This window comes from Microbacterium ginsengisoli (genome assembly GCF_000956535.1).
GTDB classification, from domain to species: Bacteria; Actinomycetota; Actinomycetes; order Actinomycetales; family Microbacteriaceae; genus Microbacterium; species Microbacterium ginsengisoli.
Window position 1 is genome coordinate 94,620 of sequence record NZ_JYIY01000076.1, and the last position, 25,460, is coordinate 120,079.

Annotated in this window: 29 protein-coding genes; 9 read left to right on the forward strand and 20 right to left on the reverse strand. The window is 71.3% G+C overall.

Annotated elements, in window-relative coordinates:
* Nucleotides 1-40 precede the first annotated feature (40 nt).
* Both RR49_RS10085 and RR49_RS10090 read right to left on the reverse strand, forming a co-directional pair.
* Nucleotides 41-679, reverse strand: a complete 639-nt coding sequence (locus RR49_RS10085) for an alpha/beta hydrolase (protein ID WP_045247955.1) — start codon at nt 677-679, stop codon at nt 41-43.
* 64 nt (nt 680-743) lie between these two features.
* Nucleotides 744-1,322 (reverse strand): NADPH-dependent F420 reductase, encoded by a 579-nt coding sequence (locus RR49_RS10090; protein WP_045247956.1) that lies wholly within the window; start codon nt 1,320-1,322, stop codon nt 744-746.
* A gap of 106 nt (nt 1,323-1,428) precedes the next feature.
* Between RR49_RS10090 and RR49_RS10095 the strand changes: the two genes are divergently transcribed.
* Complete coding sequence (locus tag RR49_RS10095) at nt 1,429-1,938, forward strand: MarR family winged helix-turn-helix transcriptional regulator (RefSeq protein WP_045247957.1); 510 nt, start codon at nt 1,429-1,431, stop codon at nt 1,936-1,938.
* 42 nt (nt 1,939-1,980) lie between these two features.
* Here RR49_RS10095 and RR49_RS10100 read toward each other — a convergent pair whose 3' ends face one another.
* On the reverse strand, nt 1,981-3,135 hold the full coding sequence (locus RR49_RS10100; RefSeq protein ID WP_045247958.1) for an AI-2E family transporter: 1,155 nt from the start codon (nt 3,133-3,135) through the stop codon (nt 1,981-1,983).
* A gap of 82 nt (nt 3,136-3,217) precedes the next feature.
* Here RR49_RS10100 and RR49_RS10105 point away from each other — a divergent pair, with 82 nt between their 5' ends.
* Nucleotides 3,218-3,517 carry a chorismate mutase gene (locus tag RR49_RS10105; RefSeq protein WP_045247959.1) on the forward strand — a complete coding sequence of 100 codons (300 nt, stop codon included), beginning with the start codon at nt 3,218-3,220 and terminating at the stop codon, nt 3,515-3,517.
* 159 nt (nt 3,518-3,676) lie between these two features.
* Nucleotides 3,677-5,047 (forward strand): hypothetical protein, encoded by a 1,371-nt coding sequence (locus RR49_RS10110; protein ID WP_048808972.1) that lies wholly within the window; start codon nt 3,677-3,679, stop codon nt 5,045-5,047.
* Between the two features lie 19 nt (nt 5,048-5,066).
* Here the strand turns inward: RR49_RS10110 and RR49_RS10115 are convergent, their stop codons facing one another.
* The 7 genes from RR49_RS10115 to purL form a co-directional block, all read right to left on the reverse strand.
* Nucleotides 5,067-5,285, reverse strand: coding sequence for a hypothetical protein (locus RR49_RS10115; RefSeq protein WP_045247960.1), 219 nt, complete (start codon nt 5,283-5,285; stop codon nt 5,067-5,069).
* A gap of 50 nt (nt 5,286-5,335) precedes the next feature.
* Nucleotides 5,336-6,364 (reverse strand): hypothetical protein, encoded by a 1,029-nt coding sequence (locus RR49_RS10120; RefSeq protein ID WP_048808973.1) that lies wholly within the window; start codon nt 6,362-6,364, stop codon nt 5,336-5,338.
* Between the two features lie 3 nt (nt 6,365-6,367).
* The gene (locus tag RR49_RS10125) at nt 6,368-6,757 is read right to left on the reverse strand and encodes an SHOCT domain-containing protein (RefSeq protein ID WP_045247961.1); all 390 of its coding nucleotides are present in this window, start codon (nt 6,755-6,757) and stop codon (nt 6,368-6,370) included.
* A gap of 162 nt (nt 6,758-6,919) precedes the next feature.
* On the reverse strand, nt 6,920-7,669 hold the full coding sequence (locus RR49_RS10130) for a GNAT family N-acetyltransferase (RefSeq protein WP_045248018.1): 750 nt from the start codon (nt 7,667-7,669) through the stop codon (nt 6,920-6,922).
* Between the two features lie 73 nt (nt 7,670-7,742).
* Nucleotides 7,743-8,501, reverse strand: a complete 759-nt coding sequence (locus RR49_RS10135; protein WP_045247962.1) for a hypothetical protein — start codon at nt 8,499-8,501, stop codon at nt 7,743-7,745.
* Between the two features lie 37 nt (nt 8,502-8,538).
* A complete protein-coding gene (locus RR49_RS16180) occupies nt 8,539-8,670 on the reverse strand; it encodes a hypothetical protein (RefSeq protein WP_048808975.1) in 132 nt (43 codons plus the stop codon).
* Complete coding sequence (purL, locus tag RR49_RS10140) at nt 8,667-11,012, reverse strand: phosphoribosylformylglycinamidine synthase subunit PurL (protein ID WP_045247963.1); 2,346 nt, start codon at nt 11,010-11,012, stop codon at nt 8,667-8,669. The genes RR49_RS16180 and purL overlap by 4 nt, the downstream gene beginning before the upstream one ends.
* A 163-nt stretch (nt 11,013-11,175) precedes the next feature.
* Here purL and RR49_RS10145 point away from each other — a divergent pair, with 163 nt between their 5' ends.
* Nucleotides 11,176-11,637: a hypothetical protein gene (locus RR49_RS10145; RefSeq protein ID WP_048808976.1), complete on the forward strand. Its 462-nt coding sequence runs from the start codon at nt 11,176-11,178 to the stop codon at nt 11,635-11,637.
* An 86-nt stretch (nt 11,638-11,723) separates the two neighbouring features.
* Here RR49_RS10145 and RR49_RS10150 read toward each other — a convergent pair whose 3' ends face one another.
* Nucleotides 11,724-12,260 (reverse strand): hypothetical protein, encoded by a 537-nt coding sequence (locus tag RR49_RS10150; RefSeq protein ID WP_048808977.1) that lies wholly within the window; start codon nt 12,258-12,260, stop codon nt 11,724-11,726.
* A 179-nt stretch (nt 12,261-12,439) separates the two neighbouring features.
* Here RR49_RS10150 and RR49_RS10155 point away from each other — a divergent pair, with 179 nt between their 5' ends.
* The 5 genes from RR49_RS10155 to RR49_RS10175 all read left to right on the forward strand — a co-directional run bounded on the left by RR49_RS10155 (nt 12,440) and on the right by RR49_RS10175 (nt 15,671).
* A complete protein-coding gene (locus RR49_RS10155) occupies nt 12,440-13,033 on the forward strand; it encodes an RNA polymerase sigma factor (protein ID WP_045247965.1) in 594 nt (197 codons plus the stop codon).
* Nucleotides 13,030-13,524, forward strand: a complete 495-nt coding sequence (locus RR49_RS10160; protein WP_045247966.1) for a hypothetical protein — start codon at nt 13,030-13,032, stop codon at nt 13,522-13,524. Before RR49_RS10155 ends, RR49_RS10160 begins: the two co-directional genes overlap by 4 nt.
* 135 nt (nt 13,525-13,659) lie before the next feature.
* The gene (locus RR49_RS10165; protein WP_045247967.1) at nt 13,660-14,247 is read left to right on the forward strand and encodes a hypothetical protein; all 588 of its coding nucleotides are present in this window, start codon (nt 13,660-13,662) and stop codon (nt 14,245-14,247) included.
* Nucleotides 14,248-14,292: 45 nt separating this feature from the next.
* Nucleotides 14,293-14,640, forward strand: a complete 348-nt coding sequence (locus tag RR49_RS10170) for an ArsR/SmtB family transcription factor (protein WP_045247968.1) — start codon at nt 14,293-14,295, stop codon at nt 14,638-14,640.
* Between the two features lie 53 nt (nt 14,641-14,693).
* Nucleotides 14,694-15,671: an SRPBCC family protein gene (locus tag RR49_RS10175; RefSeq protein ID WP_045247969.1), complete on the forward strand. Its 978-nt coding sequence runs from the start codon at nt 14,694-14,696 to the stop codon at nt 15,669-15,671.
* Between the two features lie 24 nt (nt 15,672-15,695).
* On the opposite strand, the gene RR49_RS10180 is transcribed toward RR49_RS10175, so the two are convergent.
* The 9 genes from RR49_RS10180 to RR49_RS10220 all read right to left on the reverse strand — a co-directional run bounded on the left by RR49_RS10180 (nt 15,696) and on the right by RR49_RS10220 (nt 25,451).
* Nucleotides 15,696-16,373 carry a response regulator gene (locus RR49_RS10180; RefSeq protein WP_045247970.1) on the reverse strand — a complete coding sequence of 226 codons (678 nt, stop codon included), beginning with the start codon at nt 16,371-16,373 and terminating at the stop codon, nt 15,696-15,698.
* Nucleotides 16,370-18,907, reverse strand: a complete 2,538-nt coding sequence (locus tag RR49_RS10185; RefSeq protein WP_045247971.1) for an ATP-binding protein — start codon at nt 18,905-18,907, stop codon at nt 16,370-16,372. Before RR49_RS10185 ends, RR49_RS10180 begins: the two co-directional genes overlap by 4 nt.
* A 25-nt stretch (nt 18,908-18,932) precedes the next feature.
* The gene (gene kdpC, locus RR49_RS10190; protein WP_045247972.1) at nt 18,933-19,547 is read right to left on the reverse strand and encodes a potassium-transporting ATPase subunit KdpC; all 615 of its coding nucleotides are present in this window, start codon (nt 19,545-19,547) and stop codon (nt 18,933-18,935) included.
* Between the two features lie 19 nt (nt 19,548-19,566).
* A complete protein-coding gene (gene kdpB, locus RR49_RS10195) occupies nt 19,567-21,693 on the reverse strand; it encodes a potassium-transporting ATPase subunit KdpB (RefSeq protein ID WP_045247973.1) in 2,127 nt (708 codons plus the stop codon).
* 2 nt (nt 21,694-21,695) lie between these two features.
* A complete protein-coding gene (gene kdpA, locus RR49_RS10200; RefSeq protein WP_045247974.1) occupies nt 21,696-23,378 on the reverse strand; it encodes a potassium-transporting ATPase subunit KdpA in 1,683 nt (560 codons plus the stop codon).
* The gene (locus tag RR49_RS10205) at nt 23,378-23,467 is read right to left on the reverse strand and encodes a potassium-transporting ATPase subunit F (protein WP_045247975.1); all 90 of its coding nucleotides are present in this window, start codon (nt 23,465-23,467) and stop codon (nt 23,378-23,380) included. The genes kdpA and RR49_RS10205 overlap by 1 nt, the downstream gene beginning before the upstream one ends.
* Complete coding sequence (locus RR49_RS10210; protein WP_048808978.1) at nt 23,464-23,628, reverse strand: hypothetical protein; 165 nt, start codon at nt 23,626-23,628, stop codon at nt 23,464-23,466. The genes RR49_RS10205 and RR49_RS10210 overlap by 4 nt, the downstream gene beginning before the upstream one ends.
* A 105-nt stretch (nt 23,629-23,733) precedes the next feature.
* Nucleotides 23,734-24,180 (reverse strand): Fe-S cluster assembly sulfur transfer protein SufU, encoded by a 447-nt coding sequence (gene sufU, locus RR49_RS10215; RefSeq protein ID WP_045247977.1) that lies wholly within the window; start codon nt 24,178-24,180, stop codon nt 23,734-23,736.
* Nucleotides 24,177-25,451 carry a SufS family cysteine desulfurase gene (locus RR49_RS10220; protein WP_045247978.1) on the reverse strand — a complete coding sequence of 425 codons (1,275 nt, stop codon included), beginning with the start codon at nt 25,449-25,451 and terminating at the stop codon, nt 24,177-24,179. The genes sufU and RR49_RS10220 overlap by 4 nt, the downstream gene beginning before the upstream one ends.
* Nucleotides 25,452-25,460: the final 9 nt, after the last annotated feature.

Consider the following 25,460-nt stretch of genomic DNA (forward strand, 5'->3'; position numbering starts at 1 on the left):
GCAGGCGCCCACCGGCGGGGCAGCGTGCGCATGAGCGGTGTCAGATCGTCGACGCTCCGAGCGGCACGGCGGCCGCGAGGAACACGGCGAGATCATCGAGCACCCGCTGATCGATCGTGTGGCCGAGCCCGGGATAGACCCGAGCGGTGAGGGTCGTGTGCGAGGGGAGCCAGGCCTCGGTGCGTTCGACGGCCGGGGTCGCGATGACGCGGTCGGCGTCACCCCGCGCCCAGAACGCCTCCGGCTTCATGCGGCGAAGCAGCGGGTCCGCCGGCTGTGCGGCGCCGAGCACGAAACCCCCCAGCACCGCGGTGGCGGCGACCCGTTCGGGGCGGGTGCGCAGCAGCTGGCTCGCCATGAGTCCTCCCTGCGAGAAGCCGATCGGCACGATCCGGGCATCGGGCAGCAGGTTCTCCTGGACCCAGGTCCAGATCGCCTCGGTCGCCTCGACGACGGGCTGCGGGTCGGGGGAGCCGGGCACCGTGACAGGGAACCACGCGGCTCCGCCCTGGGGTAGGGCCAGCGGCGCGCGCAGGGACACCCACGGGAGTCCCGCGGTGAGGCGGTCGCCGATGCCGGCGAGGTCGCGCTCGCTCGCTCCGTAGCCGTGCAGCAGCAGGGCGACGACGGGAGCGCTGGTGGCGAGAGGGTCGGATGCCGCGGTCTCACGGATCAGCATGGGGGGAGCCTTTCGAGCGGAGCGAGGTCGAGCGGGCGGGGGCCTTGGCCCCCGCCCGGACGGGTCAGCGGACGACCGCGAAGCCGCCGGTCCACGAGATGGCCTCGCGGACGGCGAGGGTCAACTGGAGGAAGCCGAGGGCCTCCAGTTCGTGTGCACGGGAGAGTGCGCCGGCGTCGATCGCCTGCACGCCCCCGGCGGCGATGGCCGCGATGAGCGCGCTCTTGGCCTCGGCGGAGTCGCCGGCGACCTGCACGGTGGTGGGCGCTCCACCGACCGTCTTCGCGACGAGCGTTGCGGCGAAGGTGGTGTTGAACGCCTTCACCACCGAGCTCTGCGGAAGCGCGGCCTGGATCTCAGCGGCAGCGGAGGACCCGGCCGGCACGACGAGCGAGTCGAAGGTCTCGAAGTTGAGCGGGTTGGTGATGTCGACGACGGTCTTGCCCGCGAGCTGCTCGCCATACGCCGAGAGGATGCCCGCGACGGCCGGGTAAGGCACGGCGAGCACGACGATGTCGCCGACGATCGGGGCGGTGCCCGACTCCTCGGCGGAGATGTAGGTGACGCTGCTGCCGCCCTCGGCGAAGACTCCGCCGATCGCGTTCGCCATGTTGCCGGTGCCGAAGATCGTGACGTGGGCCATGGGGTTCCTTCCCTCGTGCCCCGCGACGACGGGGCATTGCTTGTAGATACAAGTGTTACCGTACGCCCACTTACTTGTAATTGCAACCAACTGCTAGGATGGCCGCATGCCGGCCGAGGGACTGCGATATGAGGAGCGCGTTTCGGTGGCGCGCCTGCACGCACTGCTCGAGCTGCTGCCGCGCACGCTCGACCAGCAGATGGCCGCGAGCGACCTCACTTCGTTCGAGTACACGCTGCTCGAGGCCCTCCACGAGGCGCCCGCCCGCCGGTTGCGACTGACCGCACTTGCGTCGCGCACGAACGCCACCCTGCCGCGACTGTCCCGCGTCGTGACCGGTCTCGAACGCAAGGGCCTCGTCGATCGGGCGCCCTGCGCCGAGGACGGCCGGGCGACCAACGCGGTGCTCACGAGCGCGGGCGAGCAGCGCTTCGCGGATGCGCGACCGCGCTACGAGGAGGCGGTGCGCTCGTTCGTCCTCGCCGACCTGGACGACGCGGACGTCGACGACCTCTCGCGCCTCGTACTCGCGATTCTCGGCCGGGTCGATCCCGACCGTCGGATGGCCGTCACCGCCGCGGGCGATCCCGCCTGCGCGGCCGACCCGGCACGCTGAGTCCGACCGCGCTCGTGGGCGCCGGGGGATCCCCGTGCCCGGTCAGACCTTCGCGTCCTGTCTCGGGATGATGACCTTCTTGATGATCAGCAGGATCGATGCGGTCACCGGGATCGCCACAAGCGCGCCGAGAAGACCCAGCAATGTGCCGCCGACGAGGGCGCCGATGACGACGAGCGATCCGGGGATCGAGATCGCGCGGTTCATGATGCGCGGCGTCAGCACGTACGCCTCGACCTGCATGTAGATGAGGTAGAGGGCCGCGAACACGAGCGCGCCCACCGGGCTCGCGAACAGCGCGAGCGACGAGCCGATCACCCAGAACGCCACCGTTCCGACCAACGGGATGAGGGTGATGCAGAACGCGATCACCGCCATCAGCAGCGGGAAGGGGAGCCCGAGGAAAAAGTAGAGCAGCCCCGCGAACAGCGAGTTGAAGAACGCGAGGATGACCATCCCCATGAGGTACCCGCCGATCGACTGCGTGATCTGATCGGTCAGGTCGGCGACGCTCTCCCGGCCGTGGGCGGGAACGAGGCGGTAGAAGGCCTGCTTGATGACATCCAGGCTGGCGATGAAGTAGAGCGTCAGCACGAGCACGATGATGATGCCCGAGATGGTCGAGATGACCGACACCGTCACCTGCAGCACGCCGCCGCCGATCGCGGTGAGGTTCGCCGGGTTCGTCAGGAACCCCTGCACCTGGCTGACGATCTCGCCGACATTGCTGCCGAAGTTCGCCTGCAGCCAGGCGTAGAGGTCCGACGCCTGGAAGTCGCGGATGAGGCTCGGCACGTTGGCGACGAAGCCGGCGATCTGCGTCACCACGGTCGGGACGATCAGCAGCAGCACGCCGGCGAGCACGACGGCGAAGCCGGCGAAGACGATGACGATGCCCCACACCCGGGCCAGTCCCCGACGCTCGAGCGCGCGCACCACCGGGTCGAGTCCGAGGGCGGCGAACAGGGCGAACACGATGTAGATGAGCACCGTCGACAGGTTCGAGATCGCGAGCCCGAGCACGAGTGCGACCAGACCGCCGAGGGTGAGGAAGAAGCCGAACGCGAACGGATTGCCGATCGCGGCCATGGCGCGCCCGGCGGTCGTCTTCGGCCTTCGGGAGGCCGCGGCATCTCTCGATGCGGTCGTGGCGGACGAGGATGCCTCGGTGGACACCTCTGCGGGAGCGTCGCTCATGGCTCACACTCTAGGGCTGCGGCGCACCCCGCGCGGATCGCGCCGAGGCGGAGGCGCTAGGGTCGAGCGCGAGGAGGCCATCTTGTCCGACACCACCGACCCGCGCGTCGCGCTCAGCCGCCTGCGCGCCAGCATCGACAACATCGACGCCGCCCTCATCTATCTGCTCGCCGAGCGGTTCCGCAGCACCACTCAGGTCGGCCATCTCAAGGCCGAGCACGGCATGCCTGCCTCCGACCCGGCACGTGAGGAGCAGCAGATCGCCCGACTGCGCGCGCTCGCCGCCGACGCCGACCTCGACCCCGCCTTCGCCGAGAAGTGGTTCAACTTCGTGGTGGCCGAGGTCATCCGCCACCACACCGCCGCCGCCGACGCGCGCTGAGCGTTCCTCTCGGAAGATCCATCGCCTGGGGGATGAATCCCCCAGGGCTCGCCCCCTACGATGGACGCGAATCCTGCACGTCGCGCTCCGCACGCGCGCGCTCAGGAGCGCTTCGCCGGCGGAGCGCATGACCGATCTCGACGAGTAAGGCGCCGCATCATGAGCGACACCCCCGCGCAGCAGGGCAGCAACGGATCCTTCGACCAGCTCATCCAGAGCGGCGGCGAACACACCTATTTCACCGTCGGGTTCCGCGGATACGACCGACAAGAGGTCGACACCGCGCTCGCCGACCTGCAGGGCAAGCTGCAGCGCGCGACGGCTGATCTCGCCGCCGCCGCCGAGCGCCGTGACGCCGACGTCGAGGCGGCACGCGCGGAGGAGCGCGTAGAGGCCGACAAGGCGAAGGCGGAGGCCGAGAAGGCGAAGGCGGAGGCCGAGAAGGCGAAGGGTGCGAGCGCCAAGGCCGACGCCGACCGTGAGAAGGCCACCGCGAAGCTCAAGGCCGACCTCGCCGCTGCGGAGGCGCGCGCCGCCGATGCCGAGGCGCGGGTGACCGCGCTGACCACCGAGTTCGCCGGGGGCGGTCTCGAGCGCGACGGCGACGAGCCGCAGAGCCGGCAGCAGTTCGAGGCGGTGCTGCACGTCGCGGAGGAGCAGGCGAACCTGCTCATCCAGAACGCCGCGCAGCAGGCCGAGCGCCTCCTCGCCGCCGCCCGTGAGGAGATCACCGAGCGTCGTGCGACGCTCGACTCCGACACCGCCCGCATCCTCGCCCAGGCGCAGCACGACGCCGACCAGGTGCGCCTGAAGATCGACACCGAGTACACCGCCCACGAGGCCCGCATCGAGCGCGAGGCCGCGCACGCCGCGGAGAAGGTGACGCAGGCCGAGCAGGAGGCCGCGGCCATCCGCACCGAGGCCGAGAAGGGCGCTGCGGCGCTGCGCTCGATGGTCACCCGCGAGACCACCGAGCAGCGCGCCGACGCCGAGCGCGACGTGCGCGAGATGAACGCCCGCGTGCTCGAGTTCGAGGAGGCGCTCACCCGCCGTCAGGACGACGCCCAGCAGGAGTTCCTCGTGCTGCACAACCAGGCGGTCGCCCACGCCGAGCGCATCACCTCCGACGCCAACGAGCAGGTCGCCGCGTCGCTCGACCACGCGCAGCGCATCTCGGCGAAGGCCGATGACTACGAGAAGCTCATGCGCGCCCAAGCGTCGCAGATCGAGGCGGACAGCCAGCTCCGCGCCCGCGAGACCGTCGACAAGGCGAAGCTCAAGGCGCAGAAGATCGTCGACAGCGTGATCGGACACACCACGACGGTGCTGCGCGACGCCGAGGACCGCACGCGGCAGCTGCGCTGGCAGCAGCAGCAGCTCACCAGCTTCATGGCCGAGGTGCGCGAGCTCATCCGCCCCGAGACCGGTGTGATCTCCGAGGAGCCGGAGTTCGCGGCCGAGACGGAGTCGGCGGCCGTGGAGGCCTCGACGACGGAGGAAGCCGTCGAGGGCGAGCACGTCGAGTCCTGACGGCGCGCCATCGCCCCTGTCAGTCGCGACGTCGGCGTCGCACCAGATCGGATGCCGCGGCCACCAGGCCGATCGCCACGCCGGAGATCGCGATCCACATCCCGATACGGTGCACTCTCGCGCTGTCGTCGGCGAGCAGGTCGAGTCGGCCGGCGGCGATCATCACCATGACGCCGACGGCACAGGTCGCGATCGACAGGACGATGAGCGTGCGGCGGGCGCCGTCGGGGAGGATCACCTCTCGACGGTAATCGGCGACGCCGAGACGGTGCCGGGAGAATCCACAGCTCAGGCCGTGGACGTCCTCGTGGTCCGGGTGCGCACCTTCGCCCGGATCGCGCGTGCCGGGCGCCAGGGGCCTGCGATCCACACCGCGACCGCACCGAGCACGCCGCCCGCGCACGTCCATGCCGCGACCGAGACCATGCCGTCGGTGACGACCGAGAACAGGGCCGCGGAGGCGGCATCCGAAATGCCCTGCGGAGCCAGTGCGGCGCTGACGATGGATGCCGCGACCGCGCGCCCGATGATGAGGATCAGCGTGCCGAGCGCGAGGGCGAGGCCGGCGACGACGGCCGCCCGGTGGCGGCGGCGGGCCAGCAGGATGCCCGCGACCAGGAGCACCGCGGCGGCGAACGGCAGCCACGCGCCGACGGCGACCGCGACCGCGTAGCCGGTCTGCGCGGTCGGCAGTGCATCGGCCTGGGCGATCGGGATGGTGCGCTGCACCGCCGGGATCTGCGCGGCGAACGGCACCTGCGAGTCGATGAGGTGCTGGCGGACCGCGGCGACGACGGGGCCGAGCTCGAGCCCGATGGTGCCGTCGGAGGCGACCGAGACGAGCGCGTTCGGGTCGCCCTGCATCGTCTTCACCAGCTGGGCGTGGGTGGTGCGCAACGCGGTCGAGAAGACGGTCGCGAACGGGTCGGATGCCACGAATCTCGCGACGTTCGTGCGCACGACCGACTCGAGGCCCTGCGCGGCGGGTCCCTTGAGGGCGTCGAGCGCCTGGGTTGCGAGAGGGCCGGTGCCGAGCGAGGTGATGCCGTCGATGACCTGGCCGGCGATCGCCGTATAGTCCACGTGCTGGGCGATGACCGTCATCGTCGCATCGGTGACGCTCTGCTGGACGGCGGGGTCGTGCGCGAGCGGGGCGTACGCGGCGACGAACGCGTCGGTGTCGACGAGCTGCACCCGGGCCCAGCCCGTGATGATCGACAGCGGCGCGAGCACGAGCGCGATCGTGAGCACCAGCCCCGACGCGAACGACCGCCCCCAGGCGCGGGCGCGCGACGGGGACGGTCGTTCGTCGGTCATCGGTCAGCCCGCGAGCGCGCGCGCCTTGAGCGACTCGTACTCGGCTGCCGTGATCGTTCCGGCGTCGAGCAGCGCCTTCGCCTTCGCGATCTCATCGGCCGCGCTCGTTCCCGACACGGAGCGGATGTAGTCGTCGGCCGCCTCCTGCGCCTTCGTGGCCTGGGCGCGGCTGCGCTCGGCCATGCCCTGACCGCGCGCGATCAGGTAGACGAGGGCGGTCAGGAACGGCACGAAGATCAGGAAGAGGATCCACAGCGCCTTCCACCAGCCGTTGAGCGTGTGGTCGCGGAACAGGTCACCGATGATCGAGAACAGCGCCATCAGGTAGGCGACGAACACGAAGATCGACAGGAACCACCACAGGAGGCTCCCGAAGTTCGACAGGAAGTCCATGATTCTTACCCCTTTCGCCGGCGGGCACCGGCATCAACAGGTGCCCCCCGGCACCCGGTTTCAGTATGGCGGAAACCGGGTGCCGGCGTGGGGTTCGATCTGCGGCCCCCGACTGCTGCGGCGACGTCGAGCGGATCGCCCGCCTCGACGTCTTGCGAGCGACTAGGACGGGTCGACCGCCGGTGTGCGCACTGCGGCGAACGTGGTGTGCCGGCGCAGGACGAAGCCGAGCCTCTCGTAGGCGGCGATCGCGCCCACGTTGGTCGCCGCCGCGTGCAGCAGCGCGCGGTCGCCGCGCTGCTGGATGTGGAACGCGACGTCGAGCACGAGCCGTGACGCGAGCCCCTGGCGACGATGGTCGGCATCGACCGACACCGCGCTGATCTCGGTCCAGCCGGACGGGTGCAGCCGCTCACCGGCCATGGCGATGAGGCGTCCGTCGCGGCGGATGCCGATGTAGCGTCCGAGCTCGTGGGTGCGGGGGAGGAAGGGTCCCGGCTGGTTGCGTTCGACGATCGCGAGCATCTCGGGCACGTCGTCGGCACCGAGCAGCACCGCTTCGGGCTCCGGGCGGGGCGAGAGGACGTCGGTCTCGACCAGCTGCACGCCCGACCCTCCGCCGAGCACCTCCCATCCGTCCGGCAGCGCGTCGGGGGCGCCGTTGAGGCCGATCTCGGCCGACGGCCCGACCAGGCGGTGCAGTCGATCCCACACCCCGGGGTCGTTCCAGTCGCGCACCGCGACGAAGGGCGCGACGTCGCCGGGATAGCGTCGCGCGAGATCGTCGCCGAGGGCGAATCGCGCGTGCGGGCCTGTCAGGGAGAACCATGCCGGGTTGTCGAGCACCTGCACGTCACGCGCGGACAGCCGCGGCGTCGGAGCCGCCGCGGCGGGGGAGGAGGTCGGGGGCAGGGAGCTCACGCGCTCATTCTCGGAATCGCCCGCCCGCGCCCACAACCCGCGCTGTCACCCGCCGCAACCTGCCTCACGCGCGGTCGGGACCGGAGGTCGCCTCGTGCGCCGTCGGAGTCGCCTTCGGCGCGGTGATCTCGAGGGCGACCTTCTTCTCGAGCACGTCGAGCGCCTCGTCGGAGAGCGAGATGAGCCCGTCGAGCTCCTCGCGCACCCGCTGGTAGGCGAGCTGGCGCTCGGCGGGCGTCGCCGCCTCGTCGACGGCGACCGTCAACAGCTGCTGCGCCGTGTGCAGGCGCTTGCGCTCTGCCTCGGTGAACCCGGAGTCGCGCAGGCGTCGTGCATCGCGCTCGGCGAGATCGAACGCGACCTCGTAGTCGGTGACGGCCTCGCGGTACTCGCGCAGCTCGTCCGCGGACACCTTGCGACCTTCGGCGGGCCGCAGCCGGTCGGCCTTCTTCCCGGCGCGCAGGAACGCGGCCGTGAGCGGCTGACGACCGTCGCTCATCGCGGGGTACGCGATCGCCTTCGAGACATCCAGCTCGTACTCGAGCCACCGCCGGCGCACCTCGTCGTGATCGGCGAACAGCTGGGCGAGCGGGGAGAGCGCGGCATCCTTCTGCGCGGGACGCGCCGAGCCGACGGCCTTCGGATCCTTCCGGGCGGCGATCTGCGCCGCACGGATCTCGCCTTTCGTGCGCAGCACCTCGAGGCGTCGTTCGTGGCGCCGTCGGGCATTGCGCTCCCAGCCGCGGCCGGCCGCCGCGACCACCCCGAACAGCGGGAACGCCAACCACCAGTAGTGCGCGGCGAAACCCCAGAACTGGTCCACGCCCTCATCGTAACCGCGCCCGCGCGCGGCCCGCGGGTCAGTGGATCAGCAGCGAAACGACGGTCGCGCCGCCGCCGACGAGCACGAGCGCGATGATCACGACCCACGCGACGATGCGCGTGCGGGTCGTGTAAGGGCGCTCCCCCAGGTCATCGGGTGAATCGCTCATCGCACGACCTCCGGCTCCGTCACGATCGCGCCGAACGCGGCCGGCAGCGTGCCGGTCGACAGTGCCCGCAGCTCGGGCACCGGCAGGGTGAACAGGCCCTGCACCTCGAGGGCGCTGGCCGAGCCGTCGGCGGGGGCGTCGGTCACCCCGATGCGCAGCACCGGGTAGCCGCGCCCCTCGCAGAGCCCGCGGAACTTGACGTCCTCCTCGCGGGGCACGGTCACGAGCACGCGGCCGGTCGACTCCGAGAACAGGGCGGATGCCGCATCCACCCCGTCGCGCTCGATGATCTCCGTCAGCCACACCCGCGCGCCGACGCCGAAGCGCAGCACGCCGTCGGTGAGGCTCTGCGCGAGCCCGCCCTCGGACAGGTCGTGGGCGCTGGAGACGAGACCCTGGTCGCCCGCTGCGCGCAGCAGCTCGGCGAGGCGCTTCTCGGCCGCGAGGTCCACCTTCGGCGGGCGGCCGCCGAGGTGTCCGTGCACCGTTTGCGCCCACTGCGAGCCGCTGAGCTCGGTGGAGGTGACCCCCAGCAGGTAGATGTTCTCGCCGGCGTCCTGCCAGCCCGACGGGATGCGCGCCGCGACGTCGTCGATGATGCCGAGCACGCCGACGACCGGGGTCGGGTGGATCGGGGTGTCGCCGGTCTGGTTGTAGAAGCTCACGTTGCCGCCGGTGACGGGGATGCCGAGCTCGAGGCAGCCGTCCGACAGGCCCTCGACGGCCCGTGAGAACTGCCACATGACCTCGGGGTTCTCGGGGCTGCCGAAGTTGAGGCAGTCGGTGACAGCCGTGGGCACGGCGCCGGTGACGGCGACGTTGCGGTAGGCCTCGGCGAGGGCGAGCTTCGCGCCCTCGTAGGGGTCGAGCTGGCAGAAGCGGCCGTTGCAGTCGGTCGCGATCGCGAACCCGAGACCCGACTGCTCGTCGACGCGAACCATGCCCGCGTCATCGGGGAACGAGAGGGCCGTGTTGCCGAGCACGTAGTAGTCGTACTGGTTCGTGACCCACGAGGCATCCGCGAGGTTCGGGCTCGAGACCAGCGCGGTGAACTGCGCACGCAGGGTGTCGGCGTCGGCGCTGCGCTCGAGGGCGGCGGCGGAATCGTCCTGCAGGGCGTCGATCCACGTCGGGTAGGCCACCGGACGCTCGTAGACCGGGCCGTCGACCGCGACCGTCGAGGGGTCGACGTCGACGATCTTCTCGCCGTGCCAGAAGATCTCGAGACGACCGTCGCCGGTGACCTCGCCCAGCACGCTCGTCTCGACGTCCCACTTGCCGGTCACGGCCAGGAACTCGTCGAGCTTCTCGGGGCGCACGATCGCCATCATGCGCTCCTGGCTCTCGCTCATGAGGATCTCCTCGGGCGTGAGCGAGGGGTCGCGCAGCAGCACCTTCTCGAGGTCGACGCGCATGCCCGAGCCGCCGTTCGCGGCGAGCTCGCTCGTGGCGCACGAGATGCCGGCGGCGCCGAGGTCCTGGATCGCCTCGACCAGCTCGTCGCGGTAGAGCTCGAGGCAGCACTCGATGAGCACCTTCTCGGCGAACGGGTCGCCGACCTGCACGGCCGGGCGCTTGGTGGGGCCGCCGTCGGCGAACGTGTCGGACGCGAGGATGGATGCCCCGCCGATGCCGTCGCCGCCGGTGCGGGCGCCGAACAGCACCACCTTGTTGCCGGGGCCGACCGCGTTCGCGAGCTTCAGGTCGTCGTGGCGCAGCACGCCCACGGCGAGCGCGTTGACGAGCGGGTTGCCCTGGTAGACCGCGTCGAACACGGTCTCACCGCCGATGTTCGGCAGGCCCAGGCAGTTGCCGTAGAAGGAGATGCCGCTGACGACGCCGTGCACGACGCGGGCAGTGTCGGGGTGATCGATCGCACCGAAGCGCAGCTGGTCCATGACGGCCACCGGGCGCGCGCCCATCGAGATGATGTCGCGCACGATGCCGCCGACGCCGGTCGCGGCGCCCTGGAACGGCTCGATGTAGCTCGGGTGGTTGTGCGACTCGACCTTGAAGGTCACCGCCCAGCCCTCGCCGATGTCGACGACGCCCGCGTTCTGGCCCATGCCGACCATGAGGCGCTCGCGCATCTCGTCGCTGACCTTCTGGCCGAACTGGCGCAGGTAGATCTTGCTCGACTTGTAGGAGCAGTGCTCGCTCCACATGACCGAGTACATCGCCAGCTCGCCGCTGGTGGGACGGCGGCCGAGGATCTCGCGGATCTGCGCATACTCGTCGGGCTTGAGACCGAGCGCCGCGTACGGCTGCTCCTTCTCGGGGGTGGCTTCGGCGTCGGCGACGGTGTCGGCGATCTTGCCGAGGGGAGCGGCGGGGGTGCTCACGCGGCTGGTCTCCAAGAATCGAGGGCTGCCGGGGATGCGGCAAGTCTAGCCGGGGCGCGCGCCGGCGCACCCGTGCCGGACGCGCGTGAGGATCGGGCGCGCGGGCGCATGGGATCCGTGAGCGGCGGGGGATGCGGCATCCCGTCGCCCATAGACCGGAGTCATGACACTCACCTCCCTGTTGCCCACCCCGCGCGACTCGCTGCCGGCGCCCCTCGCGTGCGACGCCTGGCCCGCCCGCACCCACGCGACCACGCGCGACGTGGTGATCGCCGGCGTCTCGGTGCTGCGCTACGCGGACCTGTGCGGCACCCCGTGCGTGACGACGGCGCCCGCGATCGTGCCGCTGTCGGGCGGCGTCCCCTCGGCGACAGCGTCGACGAGCGTGCTCGTGGCGGCGGTCACCGGATGCGACGACGGGATGCTGCGCCTCGACGCCCGTCTCGACGAGCTCGCGCCGTGCTGGGCCGAGGCCCGACTGCTCGGGCGCATCTCGCACGCCGCGGAACGCCGGTGGCGGCTGGGTGCCTGCACCGTGGTGCTGCCCGCCGACCTCGGTGTCGGCGATGTCGTCGCGCTGCCGTGTCCGGGCGCCGTCGGGCTCGGCGAAATCCGTCCGCGGTGAGGCTGCTCATGACGGTGCTGCGGGCGCGGCGGTGCGAACAGCGGCGACAGGGTGCCGACAGACGAACGGGATGCCGCGGCATCCGCTCAGTAGACGACCTGCACCGAACGCGTCTGGTCGTTCATGACCGCGCCGACGTAGCTGCTCGATGACGCGAAACCGACGCTCGACCCGGTGAACGACGTGTTCTGCCACACCTTGACCCGGCAGCTCGAGAAGCCCTGGAACGAGCTCACCCTGCCGTACCAGCCGACGCCGATGTCGGCGACGCCGCGCACGCCGACCGCCGACGAGCAGCCAGATGATCCCCACACCTCGTAGTACGCGCCGCCGTAGTCGGCGTTGTCGTAGAGCCGCGCGAGCAGGTAGCTGACCGTCGTGGCACGACCCGCGTCGGTCTCGTCGCCGTCGACGATCGTGTAGCCGGTCTGCGCGGTGACTGCGGCGTGGAGGTCATCGCCCGCGGGGGCGCAGATCGTGAGCCCGGACTCGAGGAAGACGCCGCAGTTCTCGCCGCCCCCGGCATCCGCCCGGGCCGGCGTCGCCGAACTGACCACGAGCGCGGCGCCGATCAGCACACCCACCAGCTCTGCGACATGACGCCGCGCGAAACGTTCCCCCATCATCTCCCCCTGATGATCGGCCCTTGCGAGGGCTCCCCGAGCCGATCGTGGCGCACGGGCGCCTGCCGGGTCAAACCCGCGCGCAGCGGGCATCCTGGTGCGGAGGCCGTCGTGCGGGAGCCGCGAAAAAAAGTCCAGAAGAATCTGAGACGAATCCGAGGCGACGGGCATTACCAGGTATGACGGCTGAGCTGAGCGCGACGGAGACCGATGTCTCCGACGACCGCGCGCTGCTCGCGGCCGTCTCCACGGGCGACTCCCGCGCGTTCGGCGCGCTGTACGACCGTCATGTCGCCACCGTCTACCGGTTCGCCGCGAGCCTCGGCCTCGACCCCCACGCCGCGGAGGACGTCACCCAGGACGTCTTCGTGGTCGCGTTCGAGAAGGCCCACGCGATCCACCTGGTCGGCGGCTCCACGCTGCCGTGGCTGCTCGTCACGTGCCGCAACGTCTCCCGCTCGCACATCCGCAAGCGCGTGCGGGACCAGCAGCGATCGACCGATCTCGACGACACCGTGGCCACCCGCGCCCCCGGACCCGCCGAAGAGATCGAGCGGCGCCTGCTCTCCGACGCCATCGCCTCCGCGATCTCGGCCCTCTCGTTCGACGACCAGTGCCTGTTCGACCTGTGCATCGAATACGGGTTCAGCTACGCGCAGGCCGCCGAGGCCTTCGACGTGTCCCACGGCGTCATCCGCAATCGGCTGTCCCGTATCCGTGCGCGCCTGCGGGCGGCGCTCACGCCCGGCGAAGAGGAGGGGTCGACATCATGACTCTTCAGCTTCCCCCGACCGACGAGCAGATCGCGCGCATGCGTCGCGAGGTGCTCACGACCATCGCCGTGCGTCGCACGCGTCGCCGCCGCCGATTCTGGTGGGTCGCGGGTGCGACGGCCCTCGTGCTCGCCGCCTCGACGGCGGGCGTCGCGGCCCTGTTCGCCTCGGTCGACGACCGCAACGTGACGTTCGACTGCTACACGAGCACCGATCTGACGTCGAACCACAGCACGTCCACGTCGGTCGAGACCGACCGTGACAAGAACACCGAACTGTCGATGGCCGACCGTGTCGCGACCGCTCTCGCCGTGTGCGAGGCGAGCTATACGGCCGTGCGCACGGGCGAGGACGCGCCGGCGGGGCCGTACGTGCCCAACCCGACGGCCTGCGTGCTGTCGGACCGACGGATCGCCGTACTTCCGAACGCGGCCGGCAAGGACGATGCGTCGTTCTGCGCCGCGCTCGGACTCACAGCCCCCGGGCGGTAGCCCGGGGGTGGGGCGGAGTACCCGACGCGATGGTTCTTGGGGGCGCGTCGGGTGCTACCGCCGTCGTGAGCGGATGCCGCGGCATCCGTTGTGCGCCGTCGGATCACGTGCTGTGATGTTGCTATGAGGGAGTCGATGATGACCGCTCGATCGTGGGTCGTTGCCGGGGCGCTGCTCGTGATCGGCGCGCTCTGGACCTCGCAGACGGCGATTCCGCGTGGTGGCACCCCGCCGATCGCGCCCGCGCTCACCGCGGCGGCGTACGCGCTCTTCGCGGTGGGCTTCACCCGGGCGGCGAGCGTCACCGGCCGGCGCCCGCTCGGCACGGTCGCCCTGCTCGCACTCAGCGCGCTGGTGCTCGTGCAGGGGTACGTCGACCCGACTCCGGCGAACGAGGCACTGACCGTGGCCGGCGGCGCGGAGATCGCGCTCTACAGCCTCGCGCTGCTGGTGCTCATGCTGGGTGCCGCGATCGTCGCCGCGGTCGAGATCGCCCGGGTCGATGTCGTCCCGCGCCCGTGGCGCTGGGTTCCGCTCGGGGGCGCCGTGGCGTTCGCCGTGATGCAGGCGGTGGTGTGGGTGATGCCCGCGCCGCTGACCGAGGCGTGGATGACCGTGGTCGGCGTCGTCTCGGGAGTCGTGTGGCTCGGTGTGCCGCTGCTCCTCGGCTTCGTGGCGATCTTCCTCGGTGTGGAGCGCGCCGCCGATCGCGCGCGGGCGTGATCGGGGGCTTGACCCTGTCGGGAGCGCGTCGTAACCTACAACCAAATGGTTGTATTTACTGAACTCGCCGACGCCGACGTGGACCGCATCTTCCGGGCCCTCGCCGACGCCACGCGCCGCGACATCCTGCAGCGCACCCTCACGGGTGAGCAGACAGTCTCGGCGCTCGCCGCGGCCTACGACATGAGCTTCGCCGCCGTGCAGAAGCACGTCGCCGTGCTCGAGGCCGCCCACCTCGTCGTCAAACGTGCGGAAGGGAGGGAGCGACTCGTGCGCGCCGATCCCGACACCATCGCGCGGGCACGGCGCCTGCTGGCCGAGTACGAGCGCGTCTGGCGCTCCCGCATCGACCGGCTCGACGCTCTGCTCGCCGAAGACGACACCCCCGCCTGATCCCCCCGAAGGACGCCGCGCCGCGGCATCCGCCCCGAAAAGAGGAACTCGCCATGCCCGTCACCTCCGTCACCGTCGACCCCGAGGCCCTCACCCTCACCCTCATCGCCGACGTCGCCGCCACCCCCGAGCGGCTCTGGCGCGCGTTCACCGAACCCGCCCAGCTCGAGCGCTTCTGGGGCCCGCCCGGATGGCCTGCCTCGTTCACCCGCTTCGACTTCACGGTCGGTGGCATCGCGAGCTACCACATGACCGGCCCGCGCGGAGAGCTCGCGCACGCCCGGTGGGAGTTCCTCGTCATCGACGCCCCGCACCGCTTCGAGGTGCTCGACACCTTCGCCGACGAGAACGGCGACAGCGTGCCCGACATGCCCGGCATGCGGGCGACGTTCGCCGTCGAGCCCACCCCGACCGGCGCACGCCTGGTCAGCGTCTCCCACTTCGTCTCGGTCGAGGCGCTCGAGCAGATGCTCGCGATGGGCATGCGCGAAGGCTTCACCATGGCGATCAGCCAGCTCGACGCGGTGCTGCGCGACCTGCGTGACTACGCCCTCGGCGCCGGCACCCAGGTCGAGGTTCTCGACGACACCCACGTGCGCATCACCCGACTCATCGAAGGCCCCCGTGAGCTGGTGTGGCGCGCGCACCACGAGCCCGAGCTGCTCAAGACCTGGCTGCTCGGCCCCGACGGGTGGGAGATGACGATCGCCGAACCCGGGCTCGCCGCAGGCGACACCTACCGCTACGCGTGGGCTCCCGTCGAGGGCGGGGAGGGCCAGGCGTTCGGGTTCGAGGGCGACACGCTCGTCGTCGACGCCCCGCGCCGCGTCGTGACCACCGAGCGCATGACCGGCATGCCCGGGCCGTCGACCCTCAACGACCTGACTCTCTACGAAGAGGACGGCGTCACCCTTCTCACGCTGCTGATCGAATACCCGGATGCCGCGACCCGCGACATGATCCTCGCCACCGGCATGACCGAGGGCATGGAGCGCAGCTACCAGCGGCTCGACGCGCTCGCCGCCGTCTGACGGCGCGCCGCCCGGTGCCGGGCGCTAGTCGCCCGGCACCAGGCGGTAGCCCATGCCCTGCTCGGTGAGAAGGTGCACCGGGTGGGCGGGGTCGGCCTCGAGCTTCTTGCGCAGCTGCGACATGTAGAGGCGCAGATACCCGGTGTCGGCGATCTGCTCGCTCGCCCAGATCTCCTTCAAGAGCGTCTGCCGGGTGACCAGCGCGTCGGGGTTGCGGGCGAGGAACTCCAGCATCCGCCACTCGGTCGGCGTCAGATGCACGCGTGCGCCCGCCCGCATCACCGACTTGGCGGCCAGGTCGATCGTCACGTCGGCGAAACGCACCACCGGCTCGCCCGCGGCATCCGGTCGCCGACGCGCCAATGCGCGCAGCCGCGCCAGCAGCTCGTCGACCTGGAACGGCTTCGTGACGTAGTCGTCGGCGCCGGCGTCGAGCGCCTCCACCTTGTCGGCCGAGCCCGTGCGCCCCGAGACCACGATGATCGGCGCGGTCGTCCAGCCGCGCAGCGCCTCGATGACCTGCACGCCGTCGAGCCGCGGCATCCCGAGATCGAGCAGCACGATGTCGGGATGCGCCTGCGCGGCGAGCGTCACCGCCGCCGCCCCGTCGGGCGCGGCGATCACCTCGTAGCCGTGCGCCGACAGCGTGATGCGCAGCGCCCGCACGAGCTGCGGGTCGTCATCGGCCACCAGAACCTTCATCGCGCCCCCTGCGTCGTCGTCTCGGCGGCCGGCTGCACCGGCAGCTCCACGACCATCGTGAGCCCGCCGCCCGGGGTGTCCTCGGGGGTGAGCGTGCCGCCCATGCCCTCGGTGAACCCGCGGGAAATCGCGAGCCCGAGACCGAGGCCGGTCGTGTTGTCGGTGTCGCCCTGCCGCTGGAACGGCGCGAAGATGTCGTCGCGGCGGTCGGCCGGCACCCCGGGGCCGCGGTCGATCACCCGGATCTGCGCGAGCTCGCCCAGCCGGCTCGTCGTGACCACCACATGGGTTCCGGGTGCCGCGAAGCGGCGCGCGTTGGCGAGGAGGTTCACGAGCACCCGCTGCAGCAGCACCGGGTCGGCGACGAGCGGCGGCAGGTCGGGATCGAGCGCCACCTCGACCTCGTCGGGGCCGTAGCCGAGCTCGTCGAGCGCCGCCAGCAGGGCGCCGGCGGCATCGACCGGTGCGAGCGACACCGCCAGCACCCCCGCCTGCACACGGCTCACATCGAGCAGGTCGGTCACGAGCATCGACAGGGTGCGCAGGCTCTCGTCCGCGGTCTCGAGCAGCTCGGCGCGGTCGGTCGGGCTCAGCCGCACATCGGCCGCCCGCAGCCCGCCGACGGCCGCGACCGCCGCCGCGAGAGGCCGGCGCAGGTCGTGGCTCACGGCCGACAGCAGCGCCGAGCGCACCTGGTCGGTCTCGGCGAGGGCGTCCGCCTCGCGTGCGGCCGCGGTCAGTTCGAGATGGTCGATCGCGGCGGCGAGCTGCGCGACGATCACATCGAGCAGCCGACGGGATGCCCCATCCGGCTCGTCGCCGGTCAGCTCCAGCGTCGCCCGCGGCGCGCCGCCCACCCGCGCCCCGACCGGGAGCCGCGTGCACGCGGCGTTCGCGGGCGCCGGCCCGTCGGCGACATCCTCGGCCAGCACCGTGCCGCCCTCGCCGACCAGCCGCACTGCGTGCAGCCCGAACGCCTCACGGGCGCGGCTGACGAGCGCCTCGACGGCACTGTCGCCGCGCAGCACGCTGCCCGCGATGGTGGCGAGCAGACGCGCCTCCGCCGTCGCGCGCTCGGCGACCCGGGCACGCCGGGCCGCCTGGTCGACGATGTAGCTCACCAGGATCGCGATGACGACGTAGAGGCCCAGGGCGAGCGCGTGCAGCGGATGGGCGATCGTGATCGTGAACAGCGGCTGCACGAACAGGTAGTCGAGCGTGAATCCCGACAGCACCGCGGCGAACAGTGCGGGCCAGATGCCGCCGACGAGCGCGACGATCACGACGAGCAGCTGGTAGGCGAGCACGTCGGAGGTGATCGAGTCGTCGCTGCGGAACGAGAACAGCAGCCACGACAGCAGCGGCCCGCCGACGAGCGCGACGGCGAACCCGAGCAGGCGCCGTCCGCGGCTGAGCGCCCCGCCCCGCACGCGGGGGAGGCGCAGCTTCCCGCCCGCCGCCGAGTGGGTGACGATGTGCACGTCGATGTCGCCCGAATCGCGGATGACCGTCGCGCCGATGCCCGACCCGGTGAGTGCCGCGCTCATGCGGCTGCGGCGGCTGACGCCGATGACGAGCTGGCTCGCGTTCACGCTGCGCGCGAACTCCACCAGGGTGTGCGCGACGTCGTCGCCGACGAGCTGGTGATAGGTGCCGCCGAGCTGCTCGACGAGTGCGCGCTGGGTGGCGAGCGCCCCCGGCGTCGCCCCCCGCAGGCCGTCCTGGCTGAGCACGTGCACCGCCAGCAGTTCGCCGCCCGCCGAGCGGGCTGCGATGCGGGCGCCGCGTCGGATGAGCGTCTCGCCCTCCGGCCCGCCGGTGAGCGCGACCACGACGCGCTCACGCGTCGTCCACGTGCCGTCGATGTCGTGCTCGGCGCGGTACTGCTTGAGCGCGGAGTCGACCTCGTCGGCGAGCCACAGCAGCGCGAGCTCGCGCAGCGCCGTGAGGTTTCCCAGCCGGAAGTAGTTCGACAGCGCGGCATCCACCCGCTCCGCCGGGTAGACGAGACCGGCGGAGAGCCGGTCGCGCAGCGACTGCGGGGCGAGGTCGACGACCTCGATCTGGTCGGCGCCCCGCACCACTGCATCGGGCACCGTCTCACGCTGCACGGTGCCGGTGATCTGCTCGATCACGTCGCTGAGAGAGGCGATGTGCTGCACGTTGACGGTCGTGATCACGTCGATGCCCGCGTCCCGCAGCTGCTCGACGTCCTCCCACCGTTTCGCATGCGCCGACCCGGGCGCGTTCGTGTGGGCGAGCTCGTCGATGAGGGCGACCGACGGATGCCGCGTGATCACCGCCTCGACGTCGAGCTCGTCGAGGCTCACCCCGCGGTGCCGGTCGCGTCGCAGCGGAACGACCTCGAGACCCCGGGTCAGCGCGGCGGTGGCCGCGCGCCCGTGCGTCTCGACGACGCCGACGACGACATCGGCGCCCTCGGCGGAGAGCCGGTGGCCCTCCTCGAGCATCGCGTAGGTCTTGCCGACGCCGGGGGCGGCCCCGAGCAGGACCCGCAGTCGCCCCCGTCGCATCGTCGTCCGTCCTTCGCCCGAGGTCTCAGTGCGAGAGCGCGTCGAGCGCCAGGTTGAGCTCGAGCACGTTGACCCGGGACTCGCCGAGGTACCCGAGGTCTCGCGGCTCGATCTTAGACGCGACCAGCTGCTGCACGACCTGTTCGCTGAGCCCCCGTTCGCGGGCGATGCGGGCCACCTGCAGGTCGGCGTAGGCCACCGAGATGTCGGAGTCGAGACCCGAGCCCGACGCGGTGATCGCGTCGGCGGGAACGAGCGACGGGTCGACACCCTCGAACGCGGCGACGGCCGCCCGGCGCCCGGTGATCGCGTCGACGAGCTTCTGGTTGGTGGGGCCGAGGTTGGAGCCGCCCGAGGCCGTCGGGTCGTAGCCCTCGCCCGCCGCCGACGGCCGCGGCTGGAAGTACCGCGGCGAGGGGTTCCCCTCGGTGTCGAGGAACTGCTGGCCGATCAGGGAGCTTCCGACCGTCTGTCCCGACGAGTCGGTGACGAGCGACCCGTTCGCCTGCCACGGGAACACCAGCTGGCCGACCGCGGTCACCACGGCGGTGTAGCCGATGCCGAGGATCAGCGTGAAGACGAGCATCGCACGGACGGCGACGCCGAAGGTGCGCAGCGAGGTGCGCGAGAGCGTGGACATGTCTGTCTCTTTTCTTCGGTCAGAAGCCGGGGATGAGGCCGACGACCAGGTCGATCAGCTTGATGCCGATGAACGGGGCGATGACACCGCCGATGCCGTAGACGAGCAGGTTGCGGTTGAGGATGCGCGCGGCGCTCGCCGGCTTGTACGCCACCCCGCGCAGGGCGAGGGGCACGAGGGCGATGATGACCAGCGCGTTGAAGATGATGGCGCTGGTGACCGCCGAGGCGGGTGAGTGCAGCCCCATGATGTTCAGCGCCGCCAGGCCCGGGAACACCGTCATGAACATCGCCGGGATGATGGCGAAGTACTTGGCGACGTCGTTCGCGAGCGAGAAGGTGGTCAGTGCGCCGCGCGTGATGAGCAGCTGCTTGCCGATGCGCACGATGTCGATCAGCTTCGTCGGGTCGGAGTCGAGGTCGACCATGTTGCCGGCCTCCTTCGCCGCCGACGTGCCCGTGTTCATCGCCACGCCGACATCGGCCTGCGCGAGCGCGGGGGCGTCGTTCGTGCCGTCGCCGGTCATCGCGACGAGCCGCCCGCCCCCCTGCTCCTTCTTGATCAGCGCGAGCTTGTCCTCCGGGGTTGCCTCGGCGAGGAAGTCGTCGACCCCCGCCTCCGCGGCGATCGCCTTCGCCGTCAGCGGATTGTCGCCCGTGATCATGACGGTGCGGATGCCCATCGCCCGCAGCTCGGCGAACCGCTCCTTCAGGCCGTCCTTCACCACGTCCTTCAGGTGGATGACGCCGAGGATCGCGCCGATGCCCGCGGCGTCCAGGGTCGCGACGACGAGCGGGGTGCCGCCCGATCCGGCGATCTGGTCGGTGATGCGAGTGAGGGTCTGGCGGGTGTGGTCGGAGATCTCCACGCCCGCGCCGGTCAGCCACGCCGTGACGGCGGAGCCGGCGCCCTTGCGCACCGCGGTGCCGTCGTGGAGGTCGACGCCCGACATGCGCGTCTGCGCGGTGAACGGCACGAACACGGCGCCGGCCGGCAGCTCCGCACGGATGCCGCGGCTCGTCGCCAGCTCGACGACCGAGGTGCCCTCGGGGGTGGGATCGGCGAGCGACGAGAGCGCCGCGGTCTGCGCGAGCACCTCGTCGCCGACGCCGGGCATGCGCACGAACTCGGACGCGCGACGGTTGCCGTACGTGATGGTGCCGGTCTTGTCGAGCAGCAGCGTCGACACGTCACCGGCAGCCTCGACCGCACGGCCCGACATCGCCAGCACGTTGCGCTGCACGAGACGATCCATGCCGGCGATGCCGATGGCGCTCAGCAGCGCGCCGATCGTCGTGGGGATGAGGCACACGAGCAGGGCGACGAGCACCGGGATGCCCACCGGGGCGCCCACGGCGGCCGCGATCGGCTGCAGCGTCAGCACCACGATCACGAACACGATCGACAGGCTCGCCAGCAGGATCGACAGCGCGATCTCGTTGGGCGTGCGCTGACGAGCCGCGCCCTCGACGAGCGCGATCATACGGTCGACGAAGGTCTCTCCCGGCTTTGCGGTGATGCGCACCACGATGCGGTCGCTGAGCACGCGGGTGCCGCCGGTGACCGCACTGCGGTCGCCGCCCGACTCGCGCACGACCGGTGCGGACTCGCCCGTGATCGCCGACTCGTCGACCGTCGCGATGCCGTCGACGATGTCGCCGTCGCCCGGGATGAGCTCGCCCGCGGTCACGACGACCACGTCGCCGAGCCGCAGCTCGGCCGACGCGATCTCGACGGTCTCGGCCGCGGTGGCCGCGGCATCCGTCGCCGGATCGTAGGCGACCACCTTGCGGGCCGACGTCGTCGTGCGGGTCTTGCGCAGCGACGCGGCCTGCGCCTTGCCGCGACCCTCGGCGACCGACTCGGCCAGGTTCGCGAACACGACCGTCAGCCACAGCCAGATCGCGATGCCCCAGGTGAATCCTGCGGGAACGGCCGGTCCGTCCTGGTGCAGGAACGGCTCGGCGATCGCGATGAGCGTCGTGAGGGCGGCACCCACCCAGACCAGCAGCATGACGGGGCTGTGCCACTGGGTGGCGGGGTTGAGTTTGCGCAGGGCGCCGGGAAGTGCCTGCAGCACCTGTTCGCGGCTGAACGCGCGCGAACGGGGAGTCGCCTTCTCGGCGACCGGAGCGGTGGTGGTCATGATCAGGACAGTCCTTCTGCCAGGGGCCCGAGCGCGAGCACGGGGAAGTAGGTGAGAGCGGTGAAGATGATCGACACGCCGATCAGCAGGCCCACGAACTGGGGGCGGTGCGTCGGCAGCGTGCCGGCCGTCGTCGGGAGCGTGCCCTGGGCGGCGAGGGATCCGGCGAGGGCGAGCACGAGCACGATCGGCACGAACCGGCCGAGCAGCATTGCGACCGCGAGGGCAGCGTCCAGCCATCCGGTGTTCGCGGTCAGTCCGGCGAACGCGGAGCCGTTGTTGTTCGCGGCCGAGGTGAACGCGTAGAGCACCTCGCTGAAGCCGTGCACGCCGGGGTTCAGCATCGACACGTTCTCGATCTCGTCGCGGATCGGCGGGATCGCGAAGCTCGCGCCCACGCCCAGCAGCACGAGGGTCGGGGTGGCGAGCAGGTAGAGGCTCGCGAGCTTGATCTCGCGGGGGCCGATCTTCTTGCCGAGGTACTCGGGTGTGCGCCCGATGAGCAGACCGCCCACGAAGACGGCGATGATCGCGAGGATGAGCATGCCGTAGAGACCCGAGCCGGTGCCGCCGGGGGCGACCTCGCCGAGCATCATGTTGACCATCGGGATCATGCCGCCGAGTGGCGTGAACGAGTCGTGCATCGAGTTGACCGCGCCCGTCGAGGTGAGGGTGGTGGTCGAGGAGAACAGGGCCGATCCGAGGATGCCGAACCGCTGCTCCTTGCCCTCCATCGCCCCGCCCGCGGCCTGTGCCGCCGCGCCGAGGCCCGACGCCTCCAGCCAGCTCACCGCGACGATCGACGCGAGGAACAGGGTGCCCATGACCGAGACGATCGCGTAGCCCTGGCGGTTGTCGCCGACCATGCGACCGAACGTGCGCGGCAGCGCGAACGGGATCGCGAGCATCAGCACCATCTCGAGGAGGTTGGTCCACGGCGTGGGATTCTCGAACGGGTGGGCGGAGTTCGCGTTGAAGAACCCGCCGCCGTTCGTGCCGAGCTCCTTGATGGCCTCCTGCGAGGCGACGGTGCCGCCCGGGATCGACTGCGTCTGCCCGGTGACGGTGGTGACATCGGTCCACGACGACACGTTCTGGACGACGCCCGCGACGATCAGCGCGACCGCGGCGATGATCGAGACCGGCAGCAGCAGCCGCCAGATGACGCGCACGATGTCGACCCAGAAGTTGCCGATCGTGGTGGCCCGGCGGCGCGCGAACCCGCGCACCAGGGCCACGGCGATCGCGATGCCGACCGCGGCCGACACGAAGTTCTGCACCGCGAGGCCGGCGAACTGCACCGTGTAGCCCATCGTCTGCTCGGGCGAGTACGACTGCCAGTTGGTGTTGGTGACGAACGAGATCGCGGTGTTGAAGGCGAGACCCTCGGGAACCGCGGGAAGCCCCAGCGAGTACGGCAGCCACTGCTGCAGCCGCTCCAGGGCGTACACGAAGATCACGCCGACGAACGAGAACAGCAGCACCCCGCGCAGGTAGGCCTGCCAGGTCTGCTCGGATGCCGCATCCACCCCGATGACGCGGTAGATGCCGCGTTCCACGACGAGGTTCTTGCGGGCGGTGAAGATCCACGCCATGTAGTCGCCGAGGGGGCGGTACAGCACGACGAGGACGAGGATGAGGGTCGCGGCCTGTGCGATGCCGGCCCAGATGGTCGCGGCATCCATCAGAACTTCTCGGGGGCGACGAGGGCGACGACGAGGTAGGCGATCGCGGCGAGGGCGAGCACGGCCGCGACGATCGAGAAGACGATCACAGCTTCTCCACCCCCTTGGCGACGAGGGCGACGATCGCGAAGAGCGCGACGATGCCGAGGATGCAGATGAGATCGAGCACGAGGACTCCAGAGGTGCGGATCCGCGAGGACGCGGGTGCCCGGTGGGGGCACGACACCCGATCGAACACCGCCCGGAGCACCCCGGACGGCGTCCTTACGGAATCCATACGGCGCCCGCACGGGCACTCACGGAATCCGTGCGCACGCGGCCCCACGTCCGCTGCGGCGGGCCCGACGCCCGGATCTCAAGAGCGGGCGAGCACGTCCTCGAGGGCGACCCACGCGAGCATCGCGCACTTCACCCGAGCGGTGTACTTCGAGACGCCCGAGAGCGCGGCGGCGTCGCCGAACTCCTCCTCGTCGAGGGCGATCTGCCCGCGCGAGCGCAGCGCCTCGCGGAACGAGGCGATCAGAGCGGATGCCTCGGCCCGCGGCATCCCGTCCTCCTCGTCGACGAGCGCGGACAGCATCGATGCGGAGGCCTGAGAGATCGAGCAGCCGGCGCCCTCCCACACGATGTGGCTCACCTCGCCGTTCTCGACCGTGGCGGTCAGCGTGATCTCGTCGCCGCAGATCGGGTTGCGCTGGTGCGAGCGCGGCGACCCCTCGGCGGCGGCGTCGAGCCCGAAGCCGTGCGGGTGCTTAGAGTGGTCGAGGATCAGCTGCTGGTAGAGCTGCTCGAGGCCGTTCACGCGTCGGCTCCGAAGAACGCACGCACGCCCGCGACGCCCTCGACGAGCGCGTCGACGTCGGCGCTCGTGTTGTACACGTGCGTCGAGGCGCGCACCGTCGCCGTCACGCCGAACCGGCGGTGCAGCGGCTGGGCGCAATGGTGTCCGACGCGCACCGCGATGCCGCGGGCGTCGAGGTACTGGCCCACGTCGTGCGCGTGCACGCCCGCCACGTCGAACGAGGCGAGCCCGACCCGTTCGACATCGGCGTCGCCGAGCAGCCGCACCCCCGGGATCTCCCGCAGTCCGTCGCGCAGGCGTCGCTCGAGCTCGTGCTCGTGGTCGCGCACGCGGGCCATGCCGATGCCGTCGAGGTAGCGTGCGGCGGCGGCCAGGGCGACCGCCTGCGACACGGGCTGGGTGCCCGCCTCGAACCGCTGCGGCGGCGGCAGGTACTCCGCGCCCTCGAGGGTGACGGTCGTGATCATCGAGCCGCCCGTGAGGAACGGCGGCAGCGCCTCGAGCAGCTCGGCGGTGCCGTAGAGGGCGCCCACCCCGTAGGGGCCGAGCATCTTGTGACCCGAGAAGACCGCGGCATCCACCCCGAGCGCGGGCAGGTCGAGCGGCAGGTGGGGGGCCGACTGGCAGGCGTCGAGCACGGCGAGGGCGCCGACGCCGTGCGCGAGCGCGACGAGCTCGGCCACCGGGTTGACGATGCCGAGCACGTTCGAGACGTGCGTGAAGGCGACCACGCGGGTGCGCGGGCCGATGAGGGCGCGGGCGGCATCGAGGTCGAGCGTGCCGTCGTCGTGCACCGGGATCGCCCGCACGACGGCGCCGGTGCGGGCCGCGAGCTCCTGCCACGGGATGAGGTTCGCGTGGTGCTCCGCCTCGGTCACGACGATCTCGTCGCCGGGGCGCAGGGCCAGGTGAGCGGATGCCGCGCCTCCGCGCCCGGCCGTGGCGTTGCCGATGCCGTACGCGAGCAAGTTGAGGCCTGCCGTCGCGCCGCTCGTCCACACCAGCTGCTCGGCGGGGGCGCCGACGAAGCCGGCGACCGCCTCGCGGGCGTCTTCGAAGCGGATGGTCGCCTCGGCGGCGAGAGTGTGGGCGCCACGGTGCACGGCCGCGTTCTCGCGCTCGAGGAACTCGCGCTCCGCGTCGAGCACGATGCGCGGCTTCTGGCTTGTCGCCCCCGAGTCGAGGTACACGACCGGGTGACCGTCGATCTCACGGTCGAGCAGGGGGAAATCGGCGCGCAGGGCTGCCAGGTCGGGCACGAGCGACGTCATCCCTCCAGG

Bases quoted from the DNA above. Each gene is read 5' to 3' on its own strand.
- RR49_RS10085 (WP_045247955.1), bottom strand. From the start codon at position 679: ATGCTGATCCGTGAGACCGCGGCATCCGACCCTCTCGCCACCAGCGCT.
- RR49_RS10090 (WP_045247956.1), bottom strand. From the start codon at position 1,322: ATGGCCCACGTCACGATCTTCGGCACCGGCAACATGGCGAACGCGATC.
- RR49_RS10095 (WP_045247957.1), top strand. From the start codon at position 1,429: ATGCCGGCCGAGGGACTGCGATATGAGGAGCGCGTTTCGGTGGCGCGC.
- RR49_RS10100 (WP_045247958.1), bottom strand. From the start codon at position 3,135: ATGAGCGACGCTCCCGCAGAGGTGTCCACCGAGGCATCCTCGTCCGCC.
- RR49_RS10110 (WP_048808972.1), top strand. From the start codon at position 3,677: ATGAGCGACACCCCCGCGCAGCAGGGCAGCAACGGATCCTTCGACCAG.
- RR49_RS10120 (WP_048808973.1), bottom strand. From the start codon at position 6,364: ATGACCGACGAACGACCGTCCCCGTCGCGCGCCCGCGCCTGGGGGCGG.
- RR49_RS10125 (WP_045247961.1), bottom strand. From the start codon at position 6,757: ATGGACTTCCTGTCGAACTTCGGGAGCCTCCTGTGGTGGTTCCTGTCG.
- RR49_RS16180 (WP_048808975.1), bottom strand. From the start codon at position 8,670: ATGAGCGATTCACCCGATGACCTGGGGGAGCGCCCTTACACGACCCGC.
- RR49_RS10145 (WP_048808976.1), top strand. From the start codon at position 11,176: ATGACACTCACCTCCCTGTTGCCCACCCCGCGCGACTCGCTGCCGGCG.
- RR49_RS10150 (WP_048808977.1), bottom strand. From the start codon at position 12,260: ATGGGGGAACGTTTCGCGCGGCGTCATGTCGCAGAGCTGGTGGGTGTG.
- RR49_RS10155 (WP_045247965.1), top strand. From the start codon at position 12,440: ATGACGGCTGAGCTGAGCGCGACGGAGACCGATGTCTCCGACGACCGC.
- RR49_RS10160 (WP_045247966.1), top strand. From the start codon at position 13,030: ATGACTCTTCAGCTTCCCCCGACCGACGAGCAGATCGCGCGCATGCGT.
- RR49_RS10165 (WP_045247967.1), top strand. From the start codon at position 13,660: ATGATGACCGCTCGATCGTGGGTCGTTGCCGGGGCGCTGCTCGTGATC.
- RR49_RS10170 (WP_045247968.1), top strand. From the start codon at position 14,293: ATGGTTGTATTTACTGAACTCGCCGACGCCGACGTGGACCGCATCTTC.
- RR49_RS10175 (WP_045247969.1), top strand. From the start codon at position 14,694: ATGCCCGTCACCTCCGTCACCGTCGACCCCGAGGCCCTCACCCTCACC.
- RR49_RS10180 (WP_045247970.1), bottom strand. From the start codon at position 16,373: ATGAAGGTTCTGGTGGCCGATGACGACCCGCAGCTCGTGCGGGCGCTG.
- RR49_RS10185 (WP_045247971.1), bottom strand. From the start codon at position 18,907: ATGCGACGGGGGCGACTGCGGGTCCTGCTCGGGGCCGCCCCCGGCGTC.
- kdpC (WP_045247972.1), bottom strand. From the start codon at position 19,547: ATGTCCACGCTCTCGCGCACCTCGCTGCGCACCTTCGGCGTCGCCGTC.
- kdpB (WP_045247973.1), bottom strand. From the start codon at position 21,693: ATGACCACCACCGCTCCGGTCGCCGAGAAGGCGACTCCCCGTTCGCGC.
- kdpA (WP_045247974.1), bottom strand. From the start codon at position 23,378: ATGGATGCCGCGACCATCTGGGCCGGCATCGCACAGGCCGCGACCCTC.
- RR49_RS10220 (WP_045247978.1), bottom strand. From the start codon at position 25,451: ATGACGTCGCTCGTGCCCGACCTGGCAGCCCTGCGCGCCGATTTCCCC.